Here is a 12,699-nt window from a genome sequence, read left to right as displayed (position 1 = left end):
ATACTCCTCCGGCAGAAGCAGAAAAAGCTTATTATGCTTCCATCGGAAACGATGATCTGGCAGCCTGAGTTCACAGATAAAACACTCTCCAGGAAACCCGGGGCGGTTCACTATTGACGGTTTCTCATTTACTGGTGCTTACGCAAACTCTGACCGTACTGATTTCCAGTCTAGTGATAGTAAAGGTGAAAAAGCAGAAGTTTGGGCACTGTCAACAAAATATGATCCCAACAACGTCTATGCTGCTGTGATGTACGGTGAATCTCACAACATGAATTCCGACGACGGTGATGTTGTGAACAAAACACAAAACTTCGAAGCTGTTCTGCAATATCAGTTCGACTTCGGTCTGCGTCCATCCATCGGTTACTCCTATTCTAAAGCACTGGACGTAGCAGGTTACAAAGATTCTGATCGTCTGAACTACATTGAAATCGGTACCTGGTATTACTTCAATAAGAACATGAACGTATATACCGCTTATCAGATCAACCTGCTTGATAAGAGTGATTATGTTCTCGCTCATGGACTGAACACCGACGACCAACTCGCATTTGGTATCGTCTACCAGTTCTAATCAGCCAACGCGCCGCGGCGTGTTACTGTAAAACATAACACTAGCCTGAGTTCGTCCCTCATCGAACTCAGGCTTTTTTATTGGCATTTCATCTCCATCTGCGGCACACGCAATTGCCAAAGCATATCGATACAGCACCTTACCCTGCCCCTCCTGGCACAATATCTCTACCAGCTACTCTTCCAGCCAACACTCCAAATACATTTCTTTATGTATTAATCCGCAACAAACACGCCTCCCATATAGAAATATTTGCAAAAATAGTGCATGAAATAAGCTTTTTCTCTACCAATCCGGGATATAAATATTGATCAGCACCACAATATTCCACAGCACTAAATCTCTTCCCTCCGCCCCGCATCTCTGATAATGGTCTAAAATCATTGAGGCCACTTGCGACGACGTTGCTCAATAAGGAAAATTTGGCGTGAATAATATTCAACACCAGTGCAGCATCATCATTACATACTTACACCCGCAGACTACCGCTTTCGATATATTGACTCAATTTTCCAGACTGGTTAAAAATAGCGACCAGCTCAGTCGCAAATATAGTGACTACCCTAACTAAGCAACAATAAGGAATACACTATGACTGTTCAAACAAGTAAAAATCCGCAGGTCGATATTGCTGAAGATAATGCATTCTTCCCTTCAGAATATTCGCTTAGCCAATATACCAGTCCTGTCTCTGATCTTGATGGCGTGGACTATCCAAAACCGTATCGCGGTAAACATAAAATTCTGGTGATCGCCGCGGACGAACGTTATTTGCCGACCGATAACGGAAAACTGTTCTCGACCGGTAACCATCCGATTGAAACGTTGCTGCCGTTGTATCATCTCCATGCTGCAGGTTTCGAATTCGAAGTGGCGACCATTTCCGGTCTGATGACCAAGTTTGAATACTGGGCTATGCCGCACAAAGATGAAAAAGTAATGCCATTCTTTGAGCAGCATAAATCGTTGTTCCGCAATCCGAAAAAACTCGCGGATGTTGTCGTCAGCCTCAACGCAGACAGCGAATATGCAGCAATCTTTGTTCCTGGTGGTCATGGCGCACTTATTGGTTTACCAGAAAGCCAGGACGTGGCTGCTGCTTTGCAGTGGGCAATCAAAAATGACCGTTTTGTTATCTCCCTTTGCCACGGCCCGTCGGCTTTTCTGGCGCTTCGCCACGGCGATAACCCACTGAATGGTTATTCCATTTGCGCATTCCCAGACGCCGCAGACAAACAAACGCCAGAGATAGGCTATATGCCGGGTCATCTCACCTGGTACTTCGGCGAAGAGCTGAAGAAAATGGGCATGAACATTATTAATGACGACATCACCGGGCGAGTACATAAGGACCGTAAAGTTCTCACCGGCGACAGTCCTTTCGCAGCGAATGCGTTGGGTAAACTGGCGGCGCAGGAAATGCTGGCAGCTTATGCGGGTTAATCCCTGTTACGTATGAATGTAAGCGCATAATCAATCGCAGCCACGTTAATACTCACGACGTGGCTGCGTTTTTTCATGGTTGATTTATGGCGTACTGAAGCCCTATGTTAATTTCTTTGCGGTAACGTAATTCGGAACACATTATGCTTATTAAAATAGTGATACGTAGCACTTCCCCCATGCAATTCGGCAATCGCTTTGACTAAAGAAAGACCAAGTCCCTGACCTTCGGAATGACGCGAATTATCTCCCCGCCAAAATCTACGGAAGAGTTTTTCAGGCTCATTAATTTTCGTTCCAGGACTGGCGATATCAATATTAAGATAGCCGTTGGTATCAAGAAAACTGGTTATATGAATGCGCGATTTTTCTGGTGAATATCTAATGGCATTAACAATAAGATTCGATAACATTCGTTGCAGTAAAATTTTATCCGCAAAGATTTGCTGATTGCACTCGACCTTAAAGCAAATCTCTTTCTCGTCTGAAAGGTATTCAAGATAATCCAACAAATTTTCGACTTCCTTATTGAGAAAAAGTGAGTCCAGTTTCACCAAAACATTGTTTTTATCTGCCCGGGCAAGAAACAGTATGTTCTCTGTTAACCGCGAAATATTTTCCAGCTCTTCAATGTTACCGGCAATTGTTTTTTGATATTCAGCGATACTTCTGGTTTGACTGAGCGCAACCTGATTCTGACCCAGTAATGCATTAATGGGCGTTCTAAGTTCATGAGCGAGATCGTCAGCAAACTGACTTAGACGCTCAAAATCTTTGACTAAAGCATGATGCATTTTATTCAACGCCTGCCCAAGAGGTTTTAGTTCTCTCGGTAATGCGCTAACCTCAACAGGCTCCCGGCTATCGTTATAATTCAGCGCTTCCGTTACACCACTCAACTTTTTGATCTCTCGTAATCCCGTTCTGATTAACAGCGGACTTAATACTGAGCAAAGTACAATGGCGACAATGCAAATTATAATGCTATTAATTTTATACTGTTCAAGCATGTTATGTCTGGCTGAAGCCAATTTAGCCACAGTAACCGTTAATGATGGCGAAACTTCATCAATATTAATTCGTAAAGCATCTATCTCTGTATCATTAATAATGCTTCTGTAAATGCCAGCTGCGCTGATTGTCTCAGTAGCAGATATGTTATTTAACATGTCATCACTGACATTCGTCCGGTTAACAATTTTGTTGATGCTATCACCATGAATGATCAAGATATCCTGACTAACATCCATCATCCGGTTAAAGTACACAGGTAACGTATCTGGATTTACCCCATCAATTAACAACTGCTTGATCTGCGCTGTCCGGTTAATGAGTGTTGTATCATCGCGCCATTTCAACTCACTTGCCAGGCCATTATAGAGAGTCCATACAATTCCAGCGCCAGCAACAGACAGCAGCAATATAAAAAGCAAGGTTAAACGGACGGTTATAGATAATCTTTTCATTATTTTTTTACCGCTACGAATGAATAGCCCATCCCCCGGATTGTGGCGATTAGCTTTTCAGGAAAAGGATCATCAACTTTTGCGCGGAGCCTGCGAATGGCGACGTCCACCGTATTGGTATCACTATCAAAGTTGATTCCCCAAATTTCACTCGCAATAACCGTTCTGGGGATAATCTCGCCAGCTCTGGAGGCCAGTAGCCAAAGTAACTGAAACTCCTTGCGCGTCAGTGTAATACTGATATTGTCCCTGCTCACACTTTGACTAACAGAGTCCATTCTTAAGCCACTGATTTCTAATGTTGAATTCAGAGTGTGATGTTGCCTTAATTGTGCCCGAACCCTTGCCAGCAACTCAGAAAATGAAAAAGGTTTTACCAGATAATCATTTGCCCCACTGTCCAGCCCTCTGACTCTGTCATCGACAGAATCTCTTGCAGTAAGGCAAATAACCGGAGTTTGCTTTGCTGTTCTTAACGTTTGTAAGATCTGCCAGCCATCCATACCCGGAAGCATAATATCCAGAATGATCAATGCATAATCATCCTTAAGCGCAAGATAAAGCCCATCTCTGCCATCAGAAACGGCATCAATGACATAACCCGCTTCGGAAAGCCCCTGCGTTACCCACTCCTGGGTCCTTTGATTATCTTCAATAAGTAAAATCTTCATGAAAATAATATGCCATAAATCATATGTTATAGAAACAGCCTGGTTCATTACAAAATTGTAATGCTGCTGTAAGGTTACCGTGGACGCTTTTTCGCTATCCTCAAAACTCATTCACATGACAAGGATATAAACATGTTAAAGCGTTATTTAGTACTCTCCGTAGTAACGGCTGCATTTTCATTACCTTCTTTGGTCTATGCTGCACAACAAAACATTCTTAGTGTGCACATTTTGAACCAGCAAACAGGAAAACCCGCTGCCGACGTGACAGTCACTCTTGAAAAGAAAGCGGACAACGGCTGGTTACAACTTAATACCGCCAAAACAGATAAGGATGGACGAATTAAGGCACTGTGGCCCGAGCAAACTGCAACTACGGGCGATTACCGTGTCGTATTTAAAACCGGGGACTATTTCAAGAAACAAAATCTTGAAAGTTTCTTCCCTGAGATCCCCGTTGAATTTCATATTAATAAAGTGAACGAGCATTATCATGTGCCTTTATTACTTAGCCAATATGGGTATTCAACCTATCGTGGCAGTTAATGCATAAATATGTAAAAGCAGATCTCTGCTACTGTTAGGGAGGACACTCCCTGACAGATTAACAGTAAACGGCTCTTGCTGGCTAAAGACAAAAAAGTGTGATGGCTTATGAAAAAGAATCAATTTTTAAAAGAATCAGATGTTACGGCCGAGTCGGTATTCTTTATGACGCGTCGGCAGGTGTTAAAAGCACTGGGCATCAGCGCGGCTGCACTTTCTTTGCCTCACGCTGCGCATGCCGATCTGCTTAGCTGGTTTAAAGGGAATGATCGCCCACCCGCCCCCGCCGGAAAACCGTTGGAGTTCAGCAAGCCTGCCGCCTGGCAAAATGACCTGCCACTGACGCCAGCAGATAAAGTCTCCGGTTATAACAACTTCTATGAATTCGGGCTGGATAAAGCCGATCCCGCCGCTAATGCTGGTAGCCTGAAAACCGATCCATGGACACTGAAAATCAGCGGCGAAGTGGCAAAACCATTGACCCTCGATCACGATGATTTAACCCGTCGCTTTCCGCTGGAAGAGCGTATTTATCGTATGCGCTGCGTGGAAGCATGGTCGATGGTGGTGCCGTGGATTGGTTTTCCGCTGCACAAATTGCTGGCGCTTGCCGAACCCACCAGCAATGCGAAGTATGTCGCTTTCGAAACAATTTATGCACCGGAACAAATGCCAGGCCAGCAGGACCGCTTTATCGGTGGCGGGCTGAAATATCCTTATGTCGAAGGATTGCGTCTCGACGAAGCAATGCATCCGCTCACACTGATGACCGTGGGTGTTTATGGCAAGGCGTTACCGCCACAAAATGGCGCGCCGGTGCGACTGATTGTGCCGTGGAAATATGGCTTTAAAGGGATTAAATCGATAGTCAGTATTAAGCTGACCCGCGAGCGTCCGCCAACCACCTGGAATCTGGCAGCGCCTGACGAATACGGTTTTTACGCCAACGTTAATCCGCATGTTGATCACCCGCGCTGGTCACAGGCTACCGAACGATTTATTGGTTCAGGCGGCATCCTCGATGTACAGCGCCAGCCAACGCTACTGTTTAATGGTTACGCCGAGCAGGTGGCATCGCTGTATCGTGGCCTGGATTTGCGGGAGAATTTCTAAATGCGTCTGACAGCAAAACAGGTGACATGGCTGAAAGTTTGCCTGCATCTTGCCGGATTGTTGCCGTTTCTCTGGCTGGTCTGGGCGATTAATCACGGTGGATTGGGTGCCGATCCGGTGAAAGATATTCAGCATTTTACTGGTCGCACTGCACTGAAATTTTTGCTGGCGACCTTGTTAATCACACCTCTGGCACGCTACGCAAAACAGCCGTTATTGATACGCACTCGCCGCCTGTTAGGCTTATGGTGCTTTGCCTGGGCGACACTGCATTTAACCAGTTACGCATTGCTGGAGCTGGGCGTGAATAATCTGGCGTTATTAGGTAAGGAGTTAATTACCCGGCCTTATTTAACGTTAGGTATTATCAGCTGGGTAATTTTGCTTGCGTTAGCGTTCACTTCAACCCAGGCGATGCAGCGAAAACTCGGTAAACACTGGCAACAGTTGCATAACTTCGTCTATCTTGTCGCGATCCTGGCCCCAATACATTATTTGTGGTCAGTGAAGATTATTTCACCGCAGCCACTCATCTACGCTGGGCTGGCGGTACTGCTTTTAGCCTTACGGTATAAGAAGTTGCTTTCCCTTTTTAACCGTTTACGCAAGCAGGTTCACAACAAATTATCTGTATAACTTCATATTGCCGACAAAGTACGCGTTATCCCTGCCGGATGCGGCGCGAGCGCCCTATCCGGCCTACGCAGATCACATCAAGTTATGTTTCGTTTGTCATCAACCTCAAATCATCGACATAATTTATTTTATTTCAATAAGATAGATAAGCACACCTGAGAGAACTATTCTCTTGTCTCCTAAGAGTTGTTGCATTTTGTTATATGTTACAATATAACATTACACATCATATACATTAACTCTGGAGGAAACTGTTTTGGCGATTCGTCTTCATAAACTGGCTGTTGCTTTAGGTGTCTTTATTGTTAGCGCTCCTGCCTTTTCGCATGGTCATCACTCACACGGCAAACCCTTAACAGAGGTCGAACAAAAAGCTGCTAATGGTGTTTTTGATGATGCCAATGTACAAAACCGAACGCTCAGTGACTGGGATGGAGTCTGGCAATCCGTTTATCCTTTACTGCAAAGTGGCAAACTTGACCCCGTCTTTCAGAAGAAAGCGGATGCAGATAAAACCAAAACATTTGCTGAAATTAAAGATTATTATCGCAAAGGTTATGTGACAGACATCGAGATGATTGGCATTGAGGACGGCATTGTCGAATTCCATAGAAATAATGAAACAACATCCTGTAAATATGATTACGATGGATACAAAATACTCACCTATAAATCAGGCAAGAAAGGCGTTCGTTACTTATTCGAATGTAAAGATCCTGAAAGCAAAGCCCCTAAATATATACAATTTAGCGATCATATAATTGCACCACGAAAATCATCTCATTTTCACATTTTTATGGGTAATGATTCCCAACAGTCTTTATTGAATGAAATGGAAAACTGGCCAACGTATTATCCCTATCAGTTGAGTAGCGAAGAAGTGGTCGAGGAGATGATGTCTCATTGATTTTTTTGCGCTGACTTCAGTTATTTAACAGAACAGTGCCTGGTAGTAACAACAATAATTTGCCAAGACAAATAAGTAAGACAAACTCAGACACGCTCATACTTGAGTCGTGTCTTTTTTATTATGTCTGTAGAAAAAAAATGCGAAAAAGGCGAACAATAAATACACAACTCAGCCATACAGACTGGCAGCACAAATGTTTCCAGGAGCAAGTCATCTGTCATGGTAAAGCTAACCAGAAATATAGGTTAATTTTGGTGTTTAAACCTTTTTTACTTGTTAGTATGATACAAAGGCTTTCAAAAAAGCTGGGAAATTCAACAACTCTTGGAAATTATGGACTTTGTCCCGCGGCTTTAATCTGACGGCCGCGTTCCTTTTTTGACTCAATTATTGACCCCTTCTCTACGCAACTTCAGTTCCCGCCAGCAACTTTGCGGCAGTTTCATAGGATCAATGTCTAAAAGAATAATGGTGACCGATAAGAAAACGACTGAATAACTGTAGATTTTCGCTCGAAACCTTCCTGTCAGCTCCATAGCGAATCAAGTGCTGAATGTCACAGTATCGAACAGAAAACAGTGACGATCTAACCCTTCAAGAATATTCTACGATTGTTCTGTTTAGGAAAAGCAAGGCGGGAAGTCAGGAGATAAGTCATTGATAAAGTGGCGGAGAGAGGGGGATTTGAACCCCCGGTAGAGTTGCCCCTACTCCGGTTTTCGAGACCGATGATACAGAGTCGAAAAATCAAAGAGTTAAAAATTTTTCTTGGAATAAATGTCTTAAAATCGTACACGAAAAATCAATGAATTACATAACATTAAAGAAGAATATTCCAAGCCTTCTTGAGGCTACCACCTGTTTTCAGGTGTCATTCAGACGTGATTTGCCCCAGATTGGGAAAGCACGCTTTTTTCTCAGCTATCGTCCTCTTATTTTGCCGTTACATTTCTTTTTGCACTCTAATGATTAATTTACAATAATAATATCGGTAATTATTGAGTAATAATAAATTGATTATTGCAAATGTAATTTAATTCCATCTTCGCGTTATATTCCAATCTTTAATCTCCGCATGGAACAAGTTGCATGCGTGACTATATTAAGACAACTTATAACCACCAAAACATTTGCTTTGCAAGCAAAAACAGTGACCATTGACTCTAAGAAAATTCCGATCTATTGTTAGGGTCATCAAAGTTACTTAACAGTATTCCGAAATGAAAATACAAAGCAAGCTAATTGTCTTATTAAACATTATTATTGCATTTATATTATTTGAGCTTTTAGCTCAAAAATTTGGTTTGAGTACATTATTTTAAAGCAAGATAAACAATATCGGGCACTCTAGTTTTTATAATTAAAAATTAAACGTCCATAAAATGTTATTTACTTTTCTTCGCTATTGTCATATCTTAATATAGTGGCTTACGCCACTCTACTTTCATCACATTTTGTACGTTTATGTACTCGCCATGAAGCTCTTTCATGGCGATTTTTTATTCTTAATCCAAGAACATACTCCCTACCTATAGCAAAATCACTTTTTGAACAAAAGAATAACGTATTTAGGTAATCATTACGAATTTACCCTATAGGTGCTACTGGCCATTCAATATCCGGTGCAGTTGTTGTATTAACACGGTTCAGCAACACCCGATACTTCTTCCAGGCTTCCAGCAACGAGATTTCTTCCTCCGTTGCGATTTCCAGATCTACAGCATCCTGAAGCGGCGCTATATGCTCACTGGCTACCTGCATCAGGCTGTTTTTTGTTTCTTCCGCCTCCCGGATCCGGAACAGTTTTTCTGCTTCCGTATCCTTCACCCAGACTGTACCGTTCCACTTCTGAAACTCCCCTTCCGGGGATAACCAGGTGACATTTTCCGGTAATGAGCCGAGTTCAGAAATAAATAACGCGTCGCCGGAAGCCACGTCATAGACCGTTTTACCACGATGGTCTTCAACGAGATGCCACGATGCCTCATCACTGTTGAAAACAGCCACGAAGCCTGCCGGAATATCTGGCGGTGCAATATCGGTACTGTTTGCAGGCAGACCTGTATGAGGCGGAATATATGCGTCACCTTCACCAATAAATTCATTAGTTCCGGCCAGCAGGTTATAAATTTTTATGGTCCGTGCTTGTTCACTCATTCTGAATGCCATTATGCGAGCCTCACAATATAGTTAAATGCGATGTTTTTGACGGTGTTTTCCGCGTTACCAGCAGCGTTAACGGTGATGGTGTGTCCATGTGAGCCAATCGCAACCGAGTGCGTATGCGCACCAATACCTACAGTATGTGCATGTGCGCCAGAACTTGCTGCAGTACCAGACAGCGAGTGGGTATGAGCACCTGCTGACTGTGTCTGAATACGTTGATAATACGATCTACTGGAAGAAGTCCCCGGGCTTACTTGATACTGTGAATCCTTGACATAAGTGAACCCACCGCCATCATAAAATGCTAACGCAGAACCGCCGCCTCCTGGCCAACGAATACCATTACCATGAGTATGAGCACCGGCAGACCCCGTAGAGCCACTCAGACTGTGCGTATGCGCCCCGGTGTTATTCGTGGATTTAGTGCCGTAATCAAACGACGATGTGGTTTTCGTCCCCAAATCCGTACTGGATGCGCTGGCGCTGTGGGTGTGCGATTTAATGCCGTCCTGTTCCTGAGACAATACGGCACGACCACTGGCAGGTTTGCCCTTAATCGTCCAGCCACGCATATCAGGGATCACGCCTGACGGATAAGCGGCTGCAAGTTTCGGGTAGGCAGATTTGTCAAAAGTCTGCCCCTGCATCAGGGCATAACCAGACGGAACGGTATCTGATGGCCACGGGATTGGTGCGCCGACTGGGTAGCTTTCTGGTGGAAGATTTTTCGAGGTATAAACTTCTGCCCAGTCTTCCTCAAAACCATAGCCATCTCTTGAAGAACGGTAGAACAGACCACCATTTCTGTAATGCGCCTTCATCTGCAGGGTCCGGCAACTTCCGACTCCGGTATAGAAGTTAACCAGAATATAGCTGTCGCCAGAGCGGGTGACATTATAAGCGCCTGATTCGGCATTCCAGGGAACGCCACCATCCGCATCGGCATATGTATCCGTTGCCCTTCTGGCAAAAGCAGCCACATGCGCGGCGGTTAAAGTAATATCTTTGGAACCATCAAACTCAACACCAGAAACCAGTCTTGGCGTTTGCAGCTTTGTTGCTGTTAATGCATTACCGTTCAGACTTGCGGACAGTTTGGTTCCAATAACCAGTTCGCCGGTTGCGTTATCAATAGCAAACGGTCTTAATGTATTCCAGCCACCATAAACATCACCTTGATTGGTAAGCAGCAGGTAAGTTTTAGCGCCATCATTACGCCATAATGCACCATACTCCCCACCTATCATTCGAATCTGATTACCACCACGCGCTACAATTTCGTCTGTGGCAAAAAGTTTTTTGCACGACAAGTTATCGTTAACGATTAACGAATGAGACTCATAAAAACCACGCCCACTCTTAAAATCAAGGATAACGTCCGCCGCGATACATTCAGTCGCCGGATTTGTTGCCCCAAACTTATAGGTCGTATCATTAACAACGAGATCAGCACCAGGTGCGGATATTGACAGGCCATCTTCGATAAACGCAAAAACAGGGAAAGCAGCGCCATCAACATAGAACACAGAGCGCAAATCATCGCCCTTATTACTCATCATTATTGAGTGGATGGCTCGTTCATTGTTTTGATATTGCCAGAACATTCCATAAGCATAACGCCCCCTGTCAGTCCAGCCACCAGGCATAACAAATCCGTTAAACTCGCAGTTATTCATCGGATCGCCTGCGGTTCGCGTTGCCGTGGTGATAATGACCCTTGATGCCAGTTCGCTTACTGAGCCAGCAGAACGCATAACAACAACAGGGTAATATTTTCCAGATGTTGCACCTGCAGGAGCGTTAACCCGCACATAACGCATACCACGCTTATCAGCAAAGTCTGTTTTACTGACCGCGTTAATGTTGTTCAGGAAGCGTCCCTTATCGGGTATATCAGCGCCGTTCTGGTCTTTCTGCAGACGTTTCTCTGCATTGTCATAGGCTGATTTTACTGCCTTTGGCGTTGCCGCCAGCGTTTCAGACGTACTGTTGGTCGCACTGCTGAGCTGTACTACCCCCTTTTTCGTCGTGCTCGCATCCTCAAGCGCCACGGCGGATGCAATATCCTCTGCCCGTTTTGCCGCTGTCTCGGCGCGCGTTGCCGCGGATTCCGCCGTACTTTTGCTCTGAGCTGCCGCCGTCGCACTGCCAGCTGCCTCTGTCGCCTTCGTGGATGCCGTCGTGGCGCTGCCCTTTGCTGCTGACGCCTGTCTGGTCGCCTCATCTTTTGAAGCAGACGCAGATGATGCCGATGACGCCGCCGAACTGGCTGACGATGCGGCAGCCGTTTTTGAGGATTCTGCGCTGGTTTCCGACGCTTTCGCGTTCGTTTCGGATGTCTTCGCTGCGGAAGCAGACCTCGCTGCTGCGCTGGCCTGTTCAGTGGCTTCGCCAGCCTTCGTTGTGGCTGTTGAAGCAGACGATGCGGCACTTTCTGCCGACTTTCCGGCAGCGGTGGCACTGGCTGAGGCCTGCCCGGCACTTGTTGACGCGGCGCTGGCAGACGACGCAGCCGCTGTTTTTGAGCCTGCCGCAGCTGAGGCACTCTGTCCCGCTGCCGTTTCAGAAGACTTAGCGTTCGTCTCGGACGTTTTGGCCGCCTTCGCAGAATTTGCTGTCGCCGTTGCCGAGGAAGCTGCGCTGCTGGCGCTCGAGGCTGCGCTCGTTTCTGATGATTTTGCCGCCTCTTTTGAAGCTGACGCATCCCGGGCTGAGGTGGCAGCTTCTGACGCTTTCGTGGTCGCGGTGGATGCAGAAGTGGCTGCTGATTGTTGTGACGCTGCCGCATTCGTTTCTGACGTTTTCGCCGCAGCGGCACTGGTGGCCGCCGCGCTTTTTGAGGACTCTGCAGCGGCAGCACTTTTTTCCGCTTCAGTGGCCTTTGTTGATGCCGTTCCTGCGCTGGAAGACGCTGACTGAGCCGACGACGCGGCCTGTCCGGCTGACGTGCTGGCTGCGCGTGCTGAGCCTGCAGCATCAGTCGCATGGGTTGCCGCCTCACGGGCTGATGTGCCGGCATCGCTGGCTGACTTCTTCGCGGCTGCCGTGTTCTGTGCCACCGCGGACGCGTTACGCGCCACCTCTTCCACCATCAGTTCAAAACGGCGCAGTGCCTCTGGCCGGACATCATCCTCCGTCATTGCACCGAGGAAATCATTCAGTGTGCCCGGC

The 12,699-nt window shown here is 45.7% G+C and carries 9 protein-coding genes and 1 pseudogene; 6 read left to right on the top strand and 4 right to left on the bottom strand.

Annotated features, from left to right (window positions below; all coding sequences use genetic code 11):
• Window positions 1-106: 106 nt before the first annotated feature.
• Both ACJHWT_RS24450 and hchA read left to right on the top strand, forming a co-directional pair.
• Window positions 107-577, top strand: a pseudogene (locus ACJHWT_RS24450) (porin); the annotation flags it as partial.
• 591 nt (window positions 578-1,168) lie between these two features.
• The gene (gene hchA, locus ACJHWT_RS24445) at window positions 1,169-2,020 is read left to right on the top strand and encodes a glyoxalase III HchA (RefSeq protein ID WP_000218222.1); all 852 of its coding nucleotides are present in this window, start codon (window positions 1,169-1,171) and stop codon (window positions 2,018-2,020) included.
• A gap of 107 nt (window positions 2,021-2,127) precedes the next feature.
• Here the strand turns inward: hchA and hprS are convergent, their stop codons facing one another.
• Together hprS and hprR are read right to left on the bottom strand one after the other, a co-directional pair.
• On the bottom strand, window positions 2,128-3,486 hold the full coding sequence (hprS, locus tag ACJHWT_RS24440) for a two-component system sensor histidine kinase HprS (protein ID WP_000826785.1): 1,359 nt from the start codon (window positions 3,484-3,486) through the stop codon (window positions 2,128-2,130).
• Complete coding sequence (hprR, locus tag ACJHWT_RS24435; protein ID WP_001340597.1) at window positions 3,486-4,157, bottom strand: response regulator transcription factor HprR; 672 nt, start codon at window positions 4,155-4,157, stop codon at window positions 3,486-3,488. Before hprR ends, hprS begins: the two co-directional genes overlap by 1 nt.
• Window positions 4,158-4,289: 132 nt before the next feature.
• Here hprR and hiuH point away from each other — a divergent pair, with 132 nt between their 5' ends.
• The 4 genes from hiuH (at window position 4,290) to zinT (ending at window position 7,359) form a co-directional block, all read left to right on the top strand.
• Window positions 4,290-4,703 carry a hydroxyisourate hydrolase gene (gene hiuH, locus ACJHWT_RS24430; RefSeq protein ID WP_000920132.1) on the top strand — a complete coding sequence of 138 codons (414 nt, stop codon included), beginning with the start codon at window positions 4,290-4,292 and terminating at the stop codon, window positions 4,701-4,703.
• Between the two features lie 108 nt (window positions 4,704-4,811).
• Window positions 4,812-5,816, top strand: a complete 1,005-nt coding sequence (gene msrP / locus ACJHWT_RS24425; RefSeq protein WP_000740111.1) for a protein-methionine-sulfoxide reductase catalytic subunit MsrP — start codon at window positions 4,812-4,814, stop codon at window positions 5,814-5,816.
• Window positions 5,817-6,452 carry a protein-methionine-sulfoxide reductase heme-binding subunit MsrQ gene (msrQ, locus tag ACJHWT_RS24420; protein WP_001240090.1) on the top strand — a complete coding sequence of 212 codons (636 nt, stop codon included), beginning with the start codon at window positions 5,817-5,819 and terminating at the stop codon, window positions 6,450-6,452.
• Between the two features lie 256 nt (window positions 6,453-6,708).
• Window positions 6,709-7,359: a metal-binding protein ZinT gene (gene zinT / locus ACJHWT_RS24415; protein WP_001007767.1), complete on the top strand. Its 651-nt coding sequence runs from the start codon at window positions 6,709-6,711 to the stop codon at window positions 7,357-7,359.
• A 1,590-nt stretch (window positions 7,360-8,949) separates the two neighbouring features.
• Here the strand turns inward: zinT and ACJHWT_RS24410 are convergent.
• Window positions 8,950-9,531 carry a tail fiber assembly protein gene (locus ACJHWT_RS24410; protein ID WP_048236353.1) on the bottom strand — a complete coding sequence of 194 codons (582 nt, stop codon included), beginning with the start codon at window positions 9,529-9,531 and terminating at the stop codon, window positions 8,950-8,952.
• On the bottom strand, window positions 9,531-12,699 hold a 3,169-nt coding region (locus ACJHWT_RS24405; RefSeq protein WP_410232368.1), incomplete at its 5' end, for a prophage tail fiber N-terminal domain-containing protein. The genes ACJHWT_RS24410 and ACJHWT_RS24405, both read right to left, overlap by 1 nt.

The sequence above is a fragment of the Escherichia sp. WS338 genome (genome assembly GCF_046486405.1).
Classification (GTDB): domain Bacteria; phylum Pseudomonadota; class Gammaproteobacteria; order Enterobacterales; family Enterobacteriaceae; genus Escherichia; species Escherichia coli.
The sequence above is the reverse complement of the archived record's forward strand: the minus strand, read 5'-3'. Positions and strand labels throughout refer to the sequence as shown.